This window comes from Streptomyces uncialis (assembly GCF_036250755.1).
Taxonomy (GTDB): domain Bacteria; phylum Actinomycetota; class Actinomycetes; order Streptomycetales; family Streptomycetaceae; genus Streptomyces; species Streptomyces uncialis.
The window spans coordinates 211,349-229,327 of record NZ_CP109583.1 but is presented as its reverse complement, the minus strand read 5'-3'; the positions used below and the strand labels follow the sequence as shown (position 1 = coordinate 229,327).

Sequence of the window (17,979 nt, the reverse complement as noted above, 5' to 3'; positions counted from 1 at the left end):
ACGGCCGTCCGGCAGCCGGACGCCCCACCCTGCGACCGGGTCGATCCGGGAGGGCCGCGCGGGGTCGCGACCGGGGTCCCGCACGGCGAATGGCGCGCCCGCGGACGGGGCGCGCCACTCTGCGTACGTACGGGCGCTCGTCAGCGCTGCGACTGCTCGTCCGGCTCGTCGAGCGGTCGCTGGCGGCGCGGGTCGCGCTCCTGGCCGGGGCGGCCGGGTTCCCGGTCCTGCCGTGCGTGCTCCGGGTTCGGCCGGCCACGCTCCGGGGCCTGCTGTCCACGCTCGCGGGCCTCGTCGTGGCCGCTCTCGCGGGCCTTCTGCGCCCGCTGCTTGAGCTCGTCGGCCTTGTCCTGGAACTGGTCCTTGATACCCATGGTGCAAACTCCTGAAGGGGTGGGGGGTGAACGCCTTCAGCGTCGCACGGTCTTTCTCTGTGTGCATGTCCAGATACACAACGTGACGCAGGGTGAGTGCGGGAGGTGTCGACCGGCCCTTCGGTGGCGGTTCGGTCGGACGGCTCAGGACCCCGACGTGCCCCGCAGCGAACGCAGTTGCCATGCCGCGCTGTCCAGCAGCATGTCCAGGGCGGCCGGATAGGCACTGTCGTTCATCCGGGCCACCAGCAGCGGGGCCGTCGCCGCGATGTGCGGATGGGTGTCGGCGGGCAGCCGGGCGTACGTGGCCCGCCACACCCGCTCGTCGGCGCGGCGCGCCGCTTCGGGGAGCGCCAGGGAGGCCGCGTCCAGGGCGGCGAAGGCAAGGCTCTGGTCGATGAACGCGTGATAGATCCGGACCGCGTCCGCGTCGGGGAACCCGGCGTTACGCAGTACCCCGAGGACGGTCTCGTCGGCCGCGATCTCATGCGCGCGGCCGGTCACCCGGCTGGCGGTGAGGACGGCGGCCTGCGGATGGGCGAGATAGGCGCCGTGCACCCGGACGCCCAGGTCCCGGAGATCGGCGCGCCAGTCGCCCCGCGCCCGCCAGCCCTCCAACGCGCGTCCGATCAGGACGTCACCGATGGCCAGAGTGAGGTCGTCGATGCCCCGGAAGTACCGGTACAGCGTGCTGGGGTCCGCGCCCAGCGCCGTGCCGAGACGCCGGACGGTCAGTCCCGCGTTGCCGTGCTCGCGCAGCATCCGCAGCGCCGTGTCGACGATCAGCCGCTCGGACAGCACCTCGCCGCTCTTCGTCGGCCGCCGCCGTCGCCGCTCGTTCTCGGCCACCACCGGCTTCGCCATCGTCCCGCCCTCCGCCGTCCGGCCCGGGCCCCGAGCTTATGCCAACACCATTGACGTGAACAGGGGCGGTCTCGTTGGATCGGACCGTCCCGCCCCGCCCGTACGGCAGCGGCACGGTGCCCCGGAGACGTCCGGACGTCCGCCGTGCGCCCACCCCGCCCAGCAACGGAGTCCCGCCATGCGTGTACTGCTCGTCGGAGCCGGAGGCGTCGGCAGCGCCCTCGCCCGGATCGCCGCCCGCCGCCCCTTCTTCGACCGGATGGTCGTCGCCGACCACGACCCCGCCCGGGCCGAGGCCGCCGTCGCGGCCGTCGCCCCCGATCCGCGCTTCGCCGCCGCCCAGGTCGACGCGAACGACGCGGACGCCGTCACGGAACTGCTCCGCCGGGAGCGCTGCGACGTCCTGGTGAACGCCACCGACCCCCGCTTCGTGATGCCGCTGTTCGACGCGGCCCTCGCCGCCGGGAGCGACTACCTGGACATGGCGATGTCGCTGTCCCGACCGCACCCCGAACGCCCCTACGAGGAGTGCGGGGTCAAGCTCGGCGACGCCCAGTTCGCGCGGGCCGGTGAATGGACGGCCGCCGGACGGACCGCCCTGGTCGGGATGGGCGTCGAACCGGGCCTCTCGGACGTCTTCGCCCGGTACGCCGCCGACGAACTCTTCGACAGCATCGAGGAGATCGGCGTCCGCGACGGAGCCGACCTCACCGTGGACGGCTACGACTTCGCGCCCTCGTTCAACATCTGGACCACCATCGAGGAGTGTCTGAACCCGCCCGTCGTCTACGAGAAGGAGCGCGGCTGGTTCACCACGGCCCCCTTCAGCGAACCCGAGGTCTTCGACTTCCCCGAGGGCATAGGCCCGGTGGAGTGCGTGAACGTCGAGCACGAGGAGGTGCTGCTGATGCCCCGCTGGGTGGACGCCCGCCGGGTCACCTTCAAGTACGGCCTCGGCGCGGAGTTCATCGACACCCTGCGCACCCTCCATCTGCTGGGCCTCGACCGCACCGAGCCGGTCCGGGTCGCGGCCGGTGACGGGACCACCGCGCGGGTGTCACCGCGCGATGTCGTCGCCGCCTGCCTCCCCGACCCCGCGACCCTCGGCGACCGGATGCGCGGCAAGACCTGCGCGGGCACCTGGGTCAAGGGCACCAAGGACGGCCGGCCCCGGGAGGTGTACCTGTACCACGTGGTCGACAACGAATGGTCGATGCGGGAGTACGGCTCCCAGGCGGTGGTCTGGCAGACCGCGGTGAACCCGGTCGTGGCGCTGGAACTCCTCGCCTCCGGTGCCTGGTCCGGGGCCGGTGTCCTCGGCCCCGAGGCACTGCCCCCGCGCCCGTTCCTCGATCTGCTCACCGAGTACGGCTCCCCGTGGGGGCTGCGCGAGCAGTGACAGCCTCGCGCGGGCCGGCCGCCGGGCCCGGGGCCACGGTCACGGGCATGGGCACCGGGCGCGCCCCGCCCGGTGCCCATGCCCCACCCGGTGCCGGGCCGCGCCCCGGCACCGGACACCACCGGGCGTGGCGCCCGGCCCGCCCACGAGCACGGACCGACATACGTTCGCGCTACCGGGCGCCCACCAGCTCCCTTACCAGCGCGCCCACTTGCCCCGTCTCGATGAGGAACCCGTCGTGACCGTACGGGGACTCCACGATCCGCAGACCGTCCGCGTGCGGCATACCGGCCGCCAGCTCCCGCTGCTGCGCGGGCGGGTAGAGCCGGTCCGAGTCCACGGCGGCGACCAGGGCGGGCGCGGTCACCCGGCGCAGCGCGTGCGCCGTGCCCCCGCGGCCCCGGCCCACGTCATGACTGTTCATCGCCTCCGTCAGCGTGACGTAGCTGCCCGCGTCGAAACGCCGCACCAGCTTCGCCGCGTGGTGGTCGAGATACGACTCCACCTGGTAGCGCCCGCCCCGCCACGGCTGCTCGGCGCCCTGCGGGGCGCGTCCGAACCGCTCCTGGAGCTCCGCCCCGGAGCGGTACGTCACATGGGCCAGCCGGCGGGCCAGCCCGAGGCCCCGGTGCGGACCCTCGCCGTCCGGGGCCTCGTGGTAGTCGCCGCCGCGCCAGTGGGCGTCCGAACGGATCGCGTGGAGCTGCACATGGGACCAGGCGATCTGCTCGGCGCCCGACGCCGCCGGGCACGCCAGCAGCAGCAGCGCCCCGACCCGTCCCGGATGCGTCACCGCCCACTCCAGCGCCCGCATCCCGCCCATCGAACCGCCGAGGACCAGCGCCCAGCGGCCGATGCCCAGCGCGTCCGCGAGCGCCGCCTCCGCCGCCACCTGGTCCCGCTGGGTCAGGAACGGGAAGCCGCCGCCCCAGCGGGTGCCGTCGCCGCGGAGCGACGACGGGCCGGTACTGCCCTGGCAGCCGCCCAGCACGTTCGGCGCCACGACGAACCACCGGTCGGTGTCCAGGGCGCGGCCGGGCCCGATCAGCGCGTCCCACCATCCGGCTGTCGGATGACCGGGTCCGGCCGCGCCGCTGACATGGCTGTCGCCGGTCAGCGCGTGCAGCACCAGTACGGCGTTGGAGCCGTCGGGGGCCGGGCGGCCCCAGGTCTCGTACGCGAGGCGTATCCCGGGCAGTTCGCCGCCCGCCTCCAGTGGCAGAGGCGCGGGCAGGGACACCCAGCGGCGGTGGCCCGCCGGGTCCCCCTCACGCCAGGCACCGGAGGCCGGCGGCGGGGGAGCGGTGGGCACGGCTGCCGTGGAGCGGGGCGTCCCAGGCTTCAGGAGGCTTCCTTCGCCGCGCGGAACCCGGCCTCCAGATCCGCCTTGAGGTCGTCGATGTGCTCGATGCCCACCGACAGCCGCACCAGGCCCGGGGAGGTACCCGTCGCGGCCAGCTCGTCGGGTCCGAGCTGGCTGTGGGTGGTCGACGCGGGATGGATGATCAGCGACCGCACATCACCGATGTTCGCGAGATGGCTGAACAGCGACACGGCGTCCACGAAGCGCTTGCCCGCCTCCACCCCGTCGCGCAGCTCGAACGCCAGCACGGCGCCCGAACCCCGCGGCAGATACCGCCGGCCCGCCTCGTACCAGCGGTTGGACTCCAGACCCGGGTAGTGCACCGCGGCGACCTCGTCGCGCGCTTCGAGCCACTGGGCGAGGGCCAGCGCGTTCGAGGAATGCCGCTCGATCCGCAGGCTCAGCGTCTCCACGCCCTGGAGCAGCAGGAACGCCGAGTGCGGGGCGATCGCGGGGCCGATGTCCCGCAGCAGCTGCACCCGCAGCTTCACCGCGAAGGCGCTGGGCCCGAGGTCCGGCCAGTACCGCAGCCCGTGATAGCTCGGGTCGGGCTCGGAGAAGTCCGGGAAGCGCTCCGGGTGGGCGCCGAAGTCGAAGGTGCCGCCGTCCACCACGACACCCGCGATGGTCGTGCCGTGCCCGCCGAGGAACTTCGTCGCCGAGTGCACCACGATGTCCGCGCCGTGCTCGATGGGACGCAGCAGATACGGCGTCGGCACGGTGTTGTCGACGATGAGGGGGACCCCCGCCGCGTGCGCGGCGTCGGCGACCCCGCGTACGTCCAGCACATTGCCCCGCGGATTGCCCAGCGTCTCGGCGAACAGCGCCTTCGTGTTCGGCCGGACCGCCGCCCGCCACGCGTCCAGGTCGTCGGGGTCGTCCACGAACGACACCTCGATGCCGAACTTCGGCAGCGTGTGACGGAACAGGTTGTACGTGCCGCCGTACAAGGACGTACTGGACACGATGTGGTCGCCCGCGCGCGCCAGCGTCAGGATCGCCAGCGTCTCCGCCGCCTGGCCCGAGGCCAGCGCCACCGCCGCGACACCGCCCTCCAGCGCGGCGACCCGCTGCTCGAAGACATCCTGCGTCGGGTTGTGGATACGGGTGTAGATGTTCCCGGGCTCGGCGAGCGAGAACAGGTTCGCCGCGTGCTGGGTGTCCCGGAAGACGAACGAGGTCGTCTGGTAGATCGGGACGGCCCGGGCCCCCGTCGTCGGGTCGGGCTCCGCCCCCGCGTGGATCTGCCGGGTCTCGAACGACCAGCCCGAGGCGGGTACGGGCTCGTCGTCGGGGGTGTGGCCGGCGGCCACGGCGTCGATGGGCTGGCTCATGTGTGTTCCTTTGCGCGAGGGTGCCGAACGGGCGGACCGGAGGGGCCACGGGAACACCCGGGACCGGTTGGCTCCGCGCCGGGCCACGAGGACGCGGGGACACATACCCGTGAGCGCCCGGCACCACGCAACGTAATAGGTCGGTTTCGCCCCGGAAAGCACATCACCGTGCCGGCCATGAGGCTGCAACACCCGCGCAACAAAAGGGACTCACGGCCGTGTGCGACCGGGACGCCGGGCCGGGCGCCGCCGCCCGGCCGCCAGGGGCGGGGCCGGACGCGCCACCCGCCCGCCCACCTGGAGCGGCGACCGGGTCCCGCGACGGCGGGCGGACCACCCGGGAGTGCCCGTTCGGGCGGCACGGACACGAAAGGGTGGCAACCACACGCCATGTGACAGAGACACGGACGGGTGACGCCCGACTCCGCCCCCCGACGCTCCGGCCGCCCCGATTTCCGGCCGCCACGGCCCGCCGCGCGGGCCGGAGGGCAAGGGGTTGCTGCGCCGACCGGGATTCGGCACCGCAAACCGGGCATCACCCGAACGGCGGTCAATGCCAGCCATCCTCGCGATTGCGTCGAACAAGTCCGGTCTCGAACAAGAAAATCGGTCCAGGTGCACTACCTTCACCAAGCGTCCCCACCGGCGCCGGACCAGGAAGTCTCATGTCGAATCCCGAACTGCCGCACACGCTGAACCCGTCGAGCCACCCCGGTCCGTCGAATCCGTCCCCGTCGCCGCATCAGCTGCCTCAGAACGATCTGAGGAACCTGAGGAACAAGGTCGCCCTGGTGACCGGCGGCGGCTCCGGTATCGGCCGGGCCACCGCCATCGTCCTCGCGGAGCGCGGGGCCGCCGTCGTCGTCGCCGACATCAACGCGGAGGCGGCCAAGGAGGTCGCCGCCGACCTCGCCGCCCGCGGCCTTGAGGCCGTGTCCGTCGCCGCCGACGTCAGCGACGAGGAACAGATCCAGCGGATGACCGCCACCGCCGTCACCGCCTACGGCGGACTGGACATCCTGCACAACAACGCCGCCCTGCTCTCGCCGGACGTGCTCGCCCGTGACCGGAGCATCACCGAGATCGACGGCGAGCTCTTCGCCAGGGTGCTGCGCGTCAACGTCCTCGGCTACACCCTGTCCGCCAAGCACGCGATCCCGCACATGCTGGCGCGCGGCGGCGGTGTCATCGTCAACACCAGCTCCGCCGCCGGGATCCAGGCCGAACTGGTCAGGCCCATGTACGGCACCTCCAAGGCGGCGATCCTCGGACTGACCCGCAGCATCGCCACCCAGTACGGGAAACAGGGCATCCGCGCGGTCGGTGTCGCCCCCGGGGTGGTGCTCACCCCGGCCCTCAGCGACAACCTCACCCCCGAGCAGCAGCTCGGCCTGACCCGGCACACCCTCACCCCCCGGGTCGGAACCCCCGAGGACATCGCCTACCTGGTCGCCTTCCTGGCCTCCGACGAGGCCGGGTACATCACCGGTACGACCATCTCCGTCGACGGCGGCTTCACCTCGCACTTCGCGACCTACTGCGAGGAGCTCACCGCCGCGGAACTCGCCTCCGTGGAAACCCGGATCGTGCCGCCCCCGGCGGCGGCCGAAGGGCCTCTGACCCAGTCGGCCGTCCGGTAGCGGACCTGTTGCCGCGCCCCACGCGCGGCGACCCCTGTTCGGGGCGACGGGACGACTCCCGCCGTCCCGGACGTGTCCGCGGCACGGCGGTCCTCAGAGGACGGACGACGGCCCGGCCCCGGTCACCGGGGCGAGCGCCGCCCGCAGACCGGCGGCGTCCCGGAAGAGATGCCCGGTCATCCCGAGGGCGACCGCCGCCTCGATGTTCTCCTCCCGGTCGTCGACGAACAGACAGCGCGCGGGCGCCGCTCCCGCCCGCTCGGCGGCGATCCCGTAGATCCGCGGGTCGGGCTTGGCGACCCCGACCAGTGAGCTGTTCACCACCTGATGGGCCAGACCGGTCAGCCCGAGCCGCGCCAGATCCGCGTCCAGCCACACCGTCGCGTTGGTGACCAGGACCAGCGGACAGCGCTCCCGCACCCGGCGCAGCAGATCCACCACCACGGGGTCCGCGTGGAAGTCCGCCCGGACGAACTCCCGCGCCAGCCGCTCCGCGTCCGGCGCCCCCACCCGCCCGGTCAGCTCCCGGGCGATCGACTCCCCCCACTGCTCCCGGGAGATCCGGCCCAGCAGCAGCGGCAGATCGTTGTGCGGGGCGTACGCGACCGCCGCGGTGGTGCCCTCCGGCAGTCCCACGGCGCGCTCCAGCCGGGTCACCCCATCGGTGTCGTAGTGCCGAATCACCCCGTCCACGTCGCACAGCACGGCGTCGAAGGGAGGCGCCGGGCCCGTACGGGGGGCGGGTACGGACCGCGGAGCGGGTGCGGCGGACGGGCCCGTCCCGGTGCTGTCGTGGCCTGGCGCGGGACCGGTCGCCCCGGGGCGCGCGGGAACATCATTCATCCCGTAGGGATATCACGCACCGCGATCCCCCGAAGTGGTGCCCCCCCCGCCAGGGTGAATCGAACGCCGCGTCACGGGCCCTCCCATCAAGTGCCCCTGCGGACGATGCCCCGCGGATCGTGCTTTCGGCCGAAGAATCGTCCGGAAGTGAGCGTGACGCGTTCTTGATCTGGTGCGTTGTGCTTGCGTCAGGAACCACCGCTTCTGGATCAGGGAGAGACCATGCATCCTGTGCCCGCCCGTTCGGGTCTTCACACGGCGTTCGAGTACCGGCCCGTACCCGGGCCGGACGGAGTATCCGCTGTTGACGCGCCGTCAGGTCCGCGTGCGCGTTCCCCACGCCGGTCCCCGAGGCGGTGCGCATGCGGCTGCTGAATCAACTCCCCTACGCCCTCGAATCCTGGGCGCGCCGGGTCATCGGACCCTTCGACCACGTCCGGGACGTCTCCGGGACCGGGCCGTCCGCCTGCCGCGTCTGGGAACTCGCCCGCCCCGACCGCACCACCCGCTTCATCCTCAAGACCGCCCGCGGCGCCACCGCCTACCGGGCGGAGACCTTCGCCTACCGGCACGCCCTGCCCGCCCTCCCGCCCGGCGGCGCACCCCAGTTGCTGGACTCCAGCGCCGACCACCTCGCGCTGCTCCTCACCGCCGTCCCCGGCCGCCCGATGGACGATCTGCGGCTGCCGCCCACCGAGGAACGCGAGGCGTACCGGCAGTCGGGCGCGCTGCTCGCCCGACTGCACACCGCCGGTGACCTGACCCCGCCCCGCCGCGCGGAGGCCGAGGCCGAACGGGACGGCGCCCCCGACCGGCTCGAACGGAGTCTGCACAGCTGTGGGGGACTGGTGACGGCCCGCGAACGCGCCCTGCTCCGCGCCCTCGTGGCCGATCTCGCCACCAGCGGCCCGCTGCCGCTCGCCTTCGTGCACGGTGACGCCCAGCCCGGCAATCTGCTGTGGTCGGCGGCGGGCCGCGCGGTCTGGATCGACTTCGAGCGGTCCCGGTTCGCGCCCGCCGTCCAGGACTTCGTCCGGCTCGCCACCGGCCCCTGGGCGGACCGCCCCGCGCTGCGCTCCGCCTTCCTCACCGGCTACGGCCGCAGGCCCGGCCCCGCCGAGCGCCACGCGCTGCGGTGCTTCGCCGCGCTCGACGCCGTCGGCGCCCTCGCCTGGGGTCCGCCGAACGGCGACGACGAGGTCACCGCACGGGGGCGGCGCACACTGGACCTGCTGGTGAAGGGGGAGGTCGCGTGAGGACGCGCGACAGCTCCGGCCCGGACCCGGCGACCCGCCCGCCCGGACGGCCTGTGCGCGAGAACGCTCGCGCCGGCCAGGACCGGTGGCGGCACCCGGTGCGGCCCGCCGCACCGGCCCGCGCGGCGGCGGCCGGGGTCAGACCGCGCCGGTCCGCTGCCGCCAGTAGGTGAACGACTTCACCGGGTCCTCCATGGTGTCCCACGGGAACATCGTCATATGCGGCCCCAACCGCTGGAAGACCCGGGCCGCGTCCGGCAGCCACCGCGCCTTCACCAGGGCGAACGCCAGCATATTGAGGTCCGACACGGCCGCCGCGTGGGGCGCGGGCGCGGTGTGGAACCAGCCCCGCAGCGCGAGGTCCAGCTCACTGGCGGCGGCCTTCTCGTGCCAGATCCGGTGCGCCCCCAGCGCCTTCGTCCCGCCGCTGTCGAGGGCGTGGGCGAAATGCTCGGCGCGCGCCGCGAGCGGCAGCAGCGCCAGCGGGGAACCCGGCGGCGCGTGGGACGCCGCGTGCCAGGCGAAGGTGGTCACATCGCTCACCGAACCGTGCGCCCGGGGGGAGAGGTACCGCAGCACCACATGGTGGGCGCCGCGGTTGCCCGGGTCACGGCGGATGATCTCCCGCCAGATCGGGGAGGCCCGCCGGGTCGGGAGTCCGCGCTCGCGCATCAGCTCCAGCAGCGCGATCAGCGCCGCCGGGTCCCCCGGATGGATGTGCGCGGCCCGTACACAGCTCGTCTGCGCCTGTCCGACCTCCTTGACGGAACCCGGCGCCGCCCGTACCGCCTGCACACACGCCCGCATCACCACCGCGTCCACGCTGTCCGGCGCGTAGTTCCTCCAGTGGTCCACCGCGGCGGGGGACAGCACCCGCGACAGCACGGACACCCGGTGGGTCCTGCGGTCCCAGTCCGTGCCGGTGGCGTCCAGCAGATCGGCCACCGGCTGCCAGGCGGGCCGGGTACGGTCCGCGCCGAATCCCTGGAGCTGGTGCGGGGCACGGATGTCGGTGAGCGCCTGGCTCAGCTCGTAGTCGTCCAGCTCGGGGCGTATTCGTACCGCCGTGCTTCGTCGCAGCATCGCGTGTCCTAGGTGGATGCCGGGCGCCGCGCGGCCGTGCGCGGCGCCCGTTCATGGATGGGGGTCAGAGCGATGAGGGTCCGATCAGCAGCATCTCGACTGCGGATTGGCCTCCTGGTGGGCCGTCCGCATCCGCTGGTACTCCCGGGGCGTGGGCACGGGTGCCCCGGGGTGGTGCTCCCGGTACCGCGCGCAGTACCGGTCGTAGTGGGCTTCGCCGGTCAGTTCCCGTAGATACCAGAGAACCCACCGTGATGCTCGACGCAGGGGACCCCCGACGGGTTCCGGAGCCGTGGCGCCGGGCGCCCCGCTCACCGTCCGGCCCCCGGGCCGCTCCCGCCGCCCGTCCCGGCGCCCGCCGGGGTCCGGGGACGGGACTCCGGCGTCTCGATCGCGGACGCGACGTACGGGGTCTCCGTCGACACCGTGGAACCGGGCGAGCGGACCGCCCGGACGCACACCACCGCGGCGTTCACCACGACGGTCAGCACCAGCGCGACGAACAGGATGATCAGCACCCCGTCGACCGTGGAGTTGGTGACCACGGTGTGCATGTCGTCCATGGACTTCGCGGGCGCCAGCACCTCACCGGCGTCGATGGCGTCGGAGAACCGCTCGCGCTGGGCGAAGAACCCGACCCGCGGATCGGCGGAGAAGACCTTCTGCCAGCTCGCCGTGAGGGTGACCGTGACGATCCACGCCAGCGGCACCCCCGTCACCCACGCCCAGCGCAGCCGCCCGGACCTGATGAGCAGGGTGGTGGCGACGGTCAGGGCGATCGCCGCGAGCAGCTGGTTGGCGATACCGAACAGCGGGAAGAGCTGGTTGATCCCGCCGAGCGGATCGGTGGCGCCGACGTACAGGAAGTAGCCCCAACCGGCGACGACCACCGCACTGGCCAGCCAGATACCGGGCTTCCAGTTGACCCGGCCCATCGGCTTCCACACATTGCCGAGCATGTCCTGGAGCATGAAGCGGCCGACCCGGGTCCCCGCGTCGACCGTCGTCAGGATGAACAGCGCCTCGAACATGATCGCGAAGTGGTACCAGAACGCCTTCATCCCCTCGCCGCCGACGACGTCCGAGAAGATCTGGGACATCCCCACGGCAAGCGTCGGCGCACCACCGGTCCGGGCCACCAGGGTGCTCTCGTCCACGGCCTTCGCCGCGGCCGTCAGCTCCTCCGGCGAGATGGTGAACCCGAGCCCGGCGACCGCCTGCGAGGCGGACTCCACCGTCGGGCCCAGCAGTCCGGCGGGCGCGTTCATCGCGTAGTACAGCCCCGGGTCCAGCACCGCGGCCGAGATCAGCGCCATGACGGCGACGAACGCCTCCATCAGCATCGCGCCGTACCCGATCATCCGGACCTGCGACTCCTTCTGGATCAGCTTCGGGGTCGTCCCCGAGGCCACCAGGGCGTGGAACCCGGACAGCGCCCCGCACGCGATGGTGATGAACAGGAACGGGAACAGCGAGCCCGCGAACACCGGACCCGCGCCGGACGACGCGAACGACGTGACCGCCTCGGCGTTCAGATGCGGCGTCGCGACCAGCACCCCGACCGCGAGCAGCACGATCGTGCCGATCTTCATGAACGTCGACAGATAGTCACGGGGCGCCAGCAGCATCCACACCGGCAGCACCGACGCGACGAACCCGTACCCGACCAGACAGAACACCAGCGTCGTCGGGCTCAGCGTGAAGGTGTCCGCGAGCGACGAGTGCTCGATCCAGCCGCCGCCCAGGATCGCCAGCAGCAGCAGCGCCACACCGATCAGGGAGGTCTCGACGACCCGGCCCGGCCGCAGGATCTGGAGATAGAAACCCATGAACAGCGCGATCGGGATCGTCATCGCCACGGAGAAGGTGCCCCACGGCGAGTCCGCGAGCGCGTTGATGACGACCAGCGCCAGCACCGCCAACAGGATGATCATGATGACGAACACCGCCAGCAGGGCCGCCGCCCCGCCGACCCTGCCCAGCTCGTCCCGGGCCATCTGCCCGAGGCTCTTGCCGTCCCGGCGCATCGACAGGAACAGCACCACCATGTCCTGCACCGCGCCCGCGAAGATGACACCCGCGACGATCCACAGCGTGCCCGGCAGATAACCCATCTGCATCGCGAGCACCGGACCGACCAGCGGCCCCGCCCCGGCGATGGCCGCGAAATGGTGCCCCAGCAGCACCCGCCGGTCCGTCGGCTGGTAGTCGACGCCGTCGTCCAGCCGCTCCGCCGGGGTGGCCCGGCCGTCGTCCAGCCTCAGCACCCGGTCGGCGATGAACTTCGAATAGAAACGGTAGGCGATCGCGAACGAGCCGAGGGCCGCCGCCAGCAGCCAGATCGCCGACACCTCCTCCCCGCGGGAGAGCGCGAGCACACCCCAGGAGACCGCGCCGACCAGCGCGACCAGGGTCCAGACCAGCACCGACTTGGGACGGAACCGCGGTGGGGACACGAGGGTTTGTGGCACGGTGAGTCCTTCTCTTCTCAGGGGTTCGCTTCTCATAAGGGGGTTGCGTCGAGCGTTACGGGTACCACCTGGCCGGGCGCCCGGCCGCACTCGCACACGACACGCGAAGCGCCGCGCGGTACCCACGGGCCCCGGCCGCCGCCGACGGCCCGCCCACGGGTCCCGCGACGGCTCACACGTCCGGCGAGCCCCGGGTTCCCCGGGTCAGCAGATACGCGGCCAGCAGCCACACCGCGCACCCGGGCACCCAGGCCAGTTGGTACCAGTAGAAGAACGGCACCCCGGCCAGATCCGGGCGCGCGCCCGCGTACCAGGGCACCCAGACCAGCGCGACCACGGGCGCGAGCAGACAGCAGGCCGCCGCGGCCCGCCGTACCGCGGAACGGCCGGAACGCCACATGCCGTTGTCCTGTGCCACGGGCCCTCCGTGCTCCCTCGCTCCCGCCACCACACCGGTCTGTGGAAGAGTTGCCGACACCCCCGGTCCGGTTGACAGCGATCGGCGGTGGATTTTCGGACGGATCTTCCACGGATTCCCGTGCCCCGACGTGATCCGCCCGTCACACTCACGCAACAGGACGCGACAGGGGGTCGCGACGGAACAGCATGGACCGGCCCGGGCGTTCGCCCCGGGACCGGTGCCCGGTACGGACGGTGGACGATGAACGAAGGCGGCACGCTCGTCGCGTTCCTCGCCGTCATCGCCGCGACCTCGCTGCTCGCCGTCGCCGCCCGCCGCTTCCACCCCACCGGCAGACTGCCCTCGCTGGAGGGCTGGGCCCTCGCCGACCGCGGACTCGGCACCGGCTGGTCCTGGCTGCTGATCGGCGGCACCTTCTTCACCGCGTACACCTTCACCGCGGTGCCCGGCCTCGCCTACGGCAACGGCGCGCCCGCGTTCTTCGCCATCCCGTACACGATCATCGCCTGCCCACTGGCCTTCGTCCTGCTGCCCCGGCTCTGGTCGGTCTGCGCCCGCAACGGATACATCACCGCCGCCGACTTCGTCCGCGGCCGCTACGGCTCCCCGCCGCTCGCGCTGGTCGTCGCCCTCACCGGCATCCTCGCGACCATGCCCTACCTCGCGTTGCAGGTCCTCGGCATCCGCGCGATCCTCGCCGCCGGAGGGATCGACGCCGACGCCCTGGGCGCCGACCTCGCGATGATCGCCCTGTTCGCCGGACTCGCCGTCGCCACCTACCGCTACGGACTGCGCGCCCCGACCGTCATCGCCGCGTTCAAGGGCGTCGCCGTCTTCGGATCGGTCATCGTCGCGGTCTGGCTCGTGCTCGACGACCTCGGCGGCCCCGGAGCCGTCTTCGAACGGGCCGCCCGCCATATGACCGAGGGCGGCGCGGGTGACGCCGCCCTGCTGCTCACCCCGCATCAGCAGGCCGCGTACGCCACCCTCGCCCTCGGCTCCGCCTTCGCCGTCCTGATGTACCCGCACATGCTGACCGCCGCGTTCGCCGCGAAGAGCCCCGACACCCTGCGCCGGGTGACGATCGGTCTGCCCGCCTGGATCGCGGTCCTCGCCCTGTTCGGACTGCTCGGCATCGCCGCCGTCGCCGAGCGGATACGGGTCACGGCCGGCGGCGCCGAGGTCGCCGTGCCGCTCCTCGTCGACCAGCTGATGCCGCCGGCCGTCGCCGGACTCGTCTTCGGCGCCATCACCGTCGGCGCGCTCGTCCCCGCGGCCGTGATGTCGGTGGCCGCCGCGACCTCCTTCGTCCGCAATGTGTACGTCGAGTACGTCCACCCCACCGCGACCCCCAAACGCCAGGTGCGGATCGCCCGGAACGTCTCCCTCGTCGCCAAGGTCGGCGCCGTCGGCTTCGTCTACGGACTGCGCGACCAGGCCGCCATCAACCTCCAGCTCCTCGGCGGGGTATGGATACTCCAGATCTTCCCCGCCGTCGCCATCGGCCTCTACACCCGAAGGCTGCACCCCCGGGCGCTGTTCACGGGCTGGGCCGTGGGCATGACCGCCGGTACGGTCATGGTGGTCCAGGAAGGATTCTCACCGGTCGTACCGCTCGGACCCACCGGCCATGTCATCGAGGTCTACGCGGGACTCGCGGCGCTGCTCGTCAACCTCACCGTCGCCGTGGCCCTCACCCCCGTCCTCCACCGGTTCGGCGTCCCCCGCGGCACCGACACCACCGCCCTACCGCCCGGCCTGGTCTTCAGGCGCCGCCCCGGAACAGGAGCGAGCAGCACATGCGACGGATGAGACGGGAGTCCCGGGCCCTGTCCCTCGGTGACCACGGGGCCACCGACCACGAGATCACCGGCCACGGAACCGCCGACCGCGCCGCCGTCGGCGGCGGCGCCCCGACCGGCCCGGCCGCGGACACCCGCCCCGCGACCCCCGGTATGCCTGCCGCGGGCACCCCGGTCGGGGACGGCACCGATCCGCAACGGGACATCGCCCTCGCCGCGCTCTTCGCACGGCACTACACATCCATGCTCCGGCTCGCCTCGCTGCTCGGCGCCGACGACCCGGAGAACATCGTCGCCGAGGCGTACTACCAGCTGTACCGCAAGTGGCGCAGGCTCCGGAACCCCGAACGCGCCGAGGCGTATCTGCGCTCCGTCGTCTGCAATCTGACCCGGATGCGGATACGCCACCTCCAGACCGTGCGCCGGCACGCCGAGGCCCCCGCACCGGCCAAGGAACCCGTCGCCTCCGCCGAGCACGACGCACTGCTCCAGGACGACCAGCGGGTCCTCATCGCCGCCGTCCGGGAACTGCCCGCCCGCCAGCGCGAGGCCCTGGTGCTCCGGCACTGGATGGGGCTCAAGGAGGCGGAGATAGCGGACGCCATGGGCATCTCCGCGGGCTCGGTGAAGACCCATACCGCACGCGGGATCGCGGCCCTGACGAAGGCGATGGAGGCCCGCCGATGAGCACCCCCGACACCGAACGGCGGCTGCGTGAGGCGTTCGACGCCCTCGCGCGGGAGGTCCGCCCCGCTCCCGACGCCTACCGCACCGTCCGCGGCGAGTGGCTGCGCCGCGAGCGCCGCCGCAGGCTGGTGCTCGCCGTCCTGATCGCCGTGGTCTTCACCCTCGCGACCCTGGCCGGGCTCTGGGTCCTCAACAACGCGCCCTCCGGCCCCGGCGCCATCTACGACGACCCCCGCAAGTCCGTACCCAGCGCCCCGGTACTGGCCCCCGGAAGCTGACCCGCCCGCCTGCCCTCGCACCACCCCGGGGAACCGGAACCCCGCACACCGGTCCGACCGCACCGGAAGGCTCACGAAACGACCGCCGGACCTCCCGTCCGCCGACGGGTACGACCGCCCCCCGTCCCCTCCCCGCCGACCGGCGGGGCATCACCCACGGCCCGTCGATCCCGTGCTCGTGATGAACCCGGCAGCGCACAACAGGCCATGCCATACTGACCGAATCGCAAGCCCGTACGCCTGTTTCGTATGGCTGGAACGCGTATTCAGGCCGGTCCGTCCCGGCGCGCGGGCGGTGGTGAGCTGTCCGCTCCACGTCCCTTGAGGAGGCACCCCCTTGTCCGACCGTGCATCCATGCGCGCAGCAGCGGAAATACGCGCGCGGATCGACACCACCAAGCCGCATTCGGCGCGCTTCTGGAACTACTTCGTGGGCGGCAAGGACAACTACGAGGTCGACCGGGAGATCGGTGACCACATCATGGAGATCTTCCCCGGTCTCGTCGATGTGGCCCGTACGAGCAGGCACTTCCTCGGCCGGTCGGTACGGTACCTCGCGGGCGAACAGGGCATCCGCCAGTTCCTCGACATCGGTACGGGACTGCCCACCGCCGACAACACCCATGAGGTGGCGCAGCGCGTCGCGCCGGACGCCCGGATCGTGTACGTCGACAACGACCCGCTCGTCCTCACCCACGCCCGTGCGCTGCTCACCAGCACGGACGAGGGCCGTACCGACTACCTCGACGCCGATCTGTACGCGCCCGCCACCGTGCTGGAGGACGCGAGCGAGACACTCGACCTCTCGCAGCCCGTGGCGCTGATGATCCTCAACACCCTCGGCCATGTCGACGACCCTGTGCGGGCCCGCGCCCTGGTCGCCGAGCTGATGTCCGGTCTGCCGTCGGGGAGTTACCTCGTCATCAGCGACTGCACGGCCACCAGCCCCGGCATGGTCGCCGCGTCGGACGCGTACAACTCCAGCGGCGCGGTGCCGTACCACGTCCGCCCGGTGGACGAGATCGCGTCCTACTTCGACGGTCTGGAACTGGTCGAGCCCGGCATCGTCCCGGTCACCGCGTGGCGGCCTGATCCCGACGAGGCCGCCGCGCCCGCCGTCGACGCGTACGGCGCGGTGGGCCGCAAGCCGTAGCCCGCGAGCGCCGGTACGGAGGGCGGGACCCGGAGCGCCCCGGGTCCCGCCCTCCGCGGCATCGGCGGCCCTACGCGGGACGCAACTCGCTGCGCTGCCGCCCCAGTCCGGAGATGTCCATCTCCATCACATCGCCCGCACCGAGGTACGGGAACCGTCCGGACAGCGCGACGCCCTCCGGCGTGCCCGTGTTGATCAGGTCACCGGGCTCCAGGACCAGGTACTGCGACAGATGGTGGACGATCCGGGCCACCGAGAAGATCATGTCGGAGGTCTTCGAGTCCTGCCGGGGCTCGCCGTTCACCCAGGACCGCAGCCGCAGGCCCTGCGGATCGCCCACCTCGTCGGCGGTCACCAGCACCGGACCCAGCGGATTGAAGGTGGCGCACGACTTGCCCTTGGACCACTGCCCGCCCGACACATCCAGCTGGAAGGACCGCTCCGACACGTCGTTGGTCACCGCGTACCCGGCGACATGGGCCAGCGCCTCCTCGGGCGAGGCCAGATAGGAGGCGCGCCGGCCGATGACCACCGCCAGCTCCACCTCCCAGTCCGTCCGCAGCGAACCGCGCGGGATCAGCACGTCGTCGTACGGTCCGACGACCGTGTTCGGGGACTTGTAGAAGAGGATCGGCTGCTCGGGCGGCCGGGCCCCGGACTCGGCGGCGTGCGCCGCGTAGTTCTGCCCGACGCACAGCACCGCCGAGGGCCGGGCGATCGGCGCCCCGATCCGGCGGCCGTGGATCTCGGTCTGGGGCAGCTGTGCGGGCACCGCCGGGACGAGCGACGGATCGTCGAGGAGCCGGTTCAGGAACGCGCCGTCGATATCGGCGGTGAGGGGGGACAGATCGTAGTAGTGGCCGTTGGGGGCGGCGAGCACCGGGCTCTCATGGCCGGGTTCGCCGACGCGCATCAGACGCATGACGGGGATCTCCGAAGGTCGTGTCACAGGCGGACGAGTCGGGGAGGGACGGGGAAACCGGATCGCATGGGGCGTGCCGCGGACCGGAA

The 17,979-nt window shown here is 72.6% G+C and carries 17 protein-coding genes; 7 read left to right on the top strand and 10 right to left on the bottom strand.

From position 1 onward, the window contains the following. Nucleotides 1–140: 140 nt before the first annotated feature. Nucleotides 141–374, bottom strand: coding sequence for a hypothetical protein (locus OG711_RS01000; protein ID WP_073792534.1), 234 nt, complete (start codon nucleotides 372–374; stop codon nucleotides 141–143). A gap of 144 nt (nucleotides 375–518) precedes the next feature. After that, the gene (locus tag OG711_RS00995; RefSeq protein ID WP_073792535.1) at nucleotides 519–1,238 is read right to left on the bottom strand and encodes a TetR/AcrR family transcriptional regulator; all 720 of its coding nucleotides are present in this window, start codon (nucleotides 1,236–1,238) and stop codon (nucleotides 519–521) included. A gap of 178 nt (nucleotides 1,239–1,416) precedes the next feature. On the opposite strand from OG711_RS00995, the gene OG711_RS00990 reads away from it, so the two are divergent. Then, the gene (locus OG711_RS00990; RefSeq protein WP_329558056.1) at nucleotides 1,417–2,637 is read left to right on the top strand and encodes a saccharopine dehydrogenase C-terminal domain-containing protein; all 1,221 of its coding nucleotides are present in this window, start codon (nucleotides 1,417–1,419) and stop codon (nucleotides 2,635–2,637) included. Between the two features lie 172 nt (nucleotides 2,638–2,809). Here the strand turns inward: OG711_RS00990 and metX are convergent, their stop codons facing one another. Then, on the bottom strand, nucleotides 2,810–3,949 hold the full coding sequence (gene metX, locus OG711_RS00985; protein WP_329558055.1) for a homoserine O-acetyltransferase MetX: 1,140 nt from the start codon (nucleotides 3,947–3,949) through the stop codon (nucleotides 2,810–2,812). Between the two features lie 29 nt (nucleotides 3,950–3,978). Then, a complete protein-coding gene (locus tag OG711_RS00980) occupies nucleotides 3,979–5,334 on the bottom strand; it encodes a bifunctional o-acetylhomoserine/o-acetylserine sulfhydrylase (RefSeq protein WP_099281926.1) in 1,356 nt (451 codons plus the stop codon). A gap of 665 nt (nucleotides 5,335–5,999) precedes the next feature. Between OG711_RS00980 and OG711_RS00975 the strand changes: the two genes are divergently transcribed. Next, complete coding sequence (locus OG711_RS00975) at nucleotides 6,000–6,974, top strand: SDR family NAD(P)-dependent oxidoreductase (RefSeq protein ID WP_073792539.1); 975 nt, start codon at nucleotides 6,000–6,002, stop codon at nucleotides 6,972–6,974. Between the two features lie 93 nt (nucleotides 6,975–7,067). Here the strand turns inward: OG711_RS00975 and OG711_RS00970 are convergent, their stop codons facing one another. Next, nucleotides 7,068–7,817 (bottom strand): HAD-IA family hydrolase, encoded by a 750-nt coding sequence (locus OG711_RS00970; RefSeq protein ID WP_329558054.1) that lies wholly within the window; start codon nucleotides 7,815–7,817, stop codon nucleotides 7,068–7,070. Between the two features lie 362 nt (nucleotides 7,818–8,179). Between OG711_RS00970 and OG711_RS00965 the strand changes: the two genes are divergently transcribed. After that, nucleotides 8,180–9,073, top strand: a complete 894-nt coding sequence (locus OG711_RS00965; protein WP_329558053.1) for a phosphotransferase enzyme family protein — start codon at nucleotides 8,180–8,182, stop codon at nucleotides 9,071–9,073. Between the two features lie 138 nt (nucleotides 9,074–9,211). On the opposite strand, the gene OG711_RS00960 is transcribed toward OG711_RS00965, so the two are convergent. From OG711_RS00960 to OG711_RS00945, 4 genes are all read right to left on the bottom strand, one after another. Further along, nucleotides 9,212–10,156 carry a hypothetical protein gene (locus OG711_RS00960; RefSeq protein ID WP_329558052.1) on the bottom strand — a complete coding sequence of 315 codons (945 nt, stop codon included), beginning with the start codon at nucleotides 10,154–10,156 and terminating at the stop codon, nucleotides 9,212–9,214. An 84-nt stretch (nucleotides 10,157–10,240) separates the two neighbouring features. Next, nucleotides 10,241–10,471 (bottom strand): YbdD/YjiX family protein, encoded by a 231-nt coding sequence (locus OG711_RS00955; RefSeq protein WP_399504305.1) that lies wholly within the window; start codon nucleotides 10,469–10,471, stop codon nucleotides 10,241–10,243. Next, nucleotides 10,468–12,627 carry a carbon starvation CstA family protein gene (locus OG711_RS00950; RefSeq protein WP_245876914.1) on the bottom strand — a complete coding sequence of 720 codons (2,160 nt, stop codon included), beginning with the start codon at nucleotides 12,625–12,627 and terminating at the stop codon, nucleotides 10,468–10,470. The genes OG711_RS00955 and OG711_RS00950 overlap by 4 nt, the downstream gene beginning before the upstream one ends. Nucleotides 12,628–12,799: 172 nt before the next feature. After that, nucleotides 12,800–13,027, bottom strand: a complete 228-nt coding sequence (locus OG711_RS00945) for a DUF3311 domain-containing protein (protein WP_329563542.1) — start codon at nucleotides 13,025–13,027, stop codon at nucleotides 12,800–12,802. A gap of 261 nt (nucleotides 13,028–13,288) precedes the next feature. Here OG711_RS00945 and OG711_RS00940 point away from each other — a divergent pair, with 261 nt between their 5' ends. From OG711_RS00940 to OG711_RS00925, 4 genes are all read left to right on the top strand, one after another. Beyond that, nucleotides 13,289–14,860 (top strand): sodium:solute symporter family protein, encoded by a 1,572-nt coding sequence (locus OG711_RS00940; protein WP_073792543.1) that lies wholly within the window; start codon nucleotides 13,289–13,291, stop codon nucleotides 14,858–14,860. Continuing rightward, nucleotides 14,848–15,537: a SigE family RNA polymerase sigma factor gene (locus OG711_RS00935; protein ID WP_405638901.1), complete on the top strand. Its 690-nt coding sequence runs from the start codon at nucleotides 14,848–14,850 to the stop codon at nucleotides 15,535–15,537. The genes OG711_RS00940 and OG711_RS00935 overlap by 13 nt, the downstream gene beginning before the upstream one ends. Beyond that, on the top strand, nucleotides 15,534–15,815 hold the full coding sequence (locus OG711_RS00930) for a hypothetical protein (protein ID WP_073792544.1): 282 nt from the start codon (nucleotides 15,534–15,536) through the stop codon (nucleotides 15,813–15,815). The genes OG711_RS00935 and OG711_RS00930 overlap by 4 nt, the downstream gene beginning before the upstream one ends. Nucleotides 15,816–16,170: 355 nt before the next feature. Next, on the top strand, nucleotides 16,171–16,968 hold the full coding sequence (locus OG711_RS00925) for an SAM-dependent methyltransferase (protein ID WP_329558051.1): 798 nt from the start codon (nucleotides 16,171–16,173) through the stop codon (nucleotides 16,966–16,968). 70 nt (nucleotides 16,969–17,038) lie between these two features. Here OG711_RS00925 and OG711_RS00920 read toward each other — a convergent pair whose 3' ends face one another. Continuing rightward, nucleotides 17,039–17,890, bottom strand: coding sequence for a fumarylacetoacetate hydrolase family protein (locus tag OG711_RS00920; protein WP_073792546.1), 852 nt, complete (start codon nucleotides 17,888–17,890; stop codon nucleotides 17,039–17,041). Nucleotides 17,891–17,979: the final 89 nt, after the last annotated feature.

Coding starts and splice junctions, on each gene's coding strand:
- OG711_RS01000 (WP_073792534.1), bottom strand. CDS start 374: ATGGGTATCAAGGACCAGTTCCAGGACAAGGCCGACGAGCTCAAGCAG.
- OG711_RS00995 (WP_073792535.1), bottom strand. CDS start 1,238: ATGGCGAAGCCGGTGGTGGCCGAGAACGAGCGGCGACGGCGGCGGCCG.
- OG711_RS00990 (WP_329558056.1), top strand. CDS start 1,417: ATGCGTGTACTGCTCGTCGGAGCCGGAGGCGTCGGCAGCGCCCTCGCC.
- OG711_RS00980 (WP_099281926.1), bottom strand. CDS start 5,334: ATGAGCCAGCCCATCGACGCCGTGGCCGCCGGCCACACCCCCGACGAC.
- OG711_RS00975 (WP_073792539.1), top strand. CDS start 6,000: ATGTCGAATCCCGAACTGCCGCACACGCTGAACCCGTCGAGCCACCCC.
- OG711_RS00970 (WP_329558054.1), bottom strand. CDS start 7,817: ATGAATGATGTTCCCGCGCGCCCCGGGGCGACCGGTCCCGCGCCAGGC.
- OG711_RS00965 (WP_329558053.1), top strand. CDS start 8,180: ATGCGGCTGCTGAATCAACTCCCCTACGCCCTCGAATCCTGGGCGCGC.
- OG711_RS00960 (WP_329558052.1), bottom strand. CDS start 10,156: ATGCTGCGACGAAGCACGGCGGTACGAATACGCCCCGAGCTGGACGAC.
- OG711_RS00945 (WP_329563542.1), bottom strand. CDS start 13,027: ATGTGGCGTTCCGGCCGTTCCGCGGTACGGCGGGCCGCGGCGGCCTGC.
- OG711_RS00940 (WP_073792543.1), top strand. CDS start 13,289: ATGAACGAAGGCGGCACGCTCGTCGCGTTCCTCGCCGTCATCGCCGCG.
- OG711_RS00935 (WP_405638901.1), top strand. CDS start 14,848: ATGCGACGGATGAGACGGGAGTCCCGGGCCCTGTCCCTCGGTGACCAC.
- OG711_RS00930 (WP_073792544.1), top strand. CDS start 15,534: ATGAGCACCCCCGACACCGAACGGCGGCTGCGTGAGGCGTTCGACGCC.
- OG711_RS00925 (WP_329558051.1), top strand. CDS start 16,171: ATGCGCGCAGCAGCGGAAATACGCGCGCGGATCGACACCACCAAGCCG.
- OG711_RS00920 (WP_073792546.1), bottom strand. CDS start 17,890: ATGCGTCTGATGCGCGTCGGCGAACCCGGCCATGAGAGCCCGGTGCTC.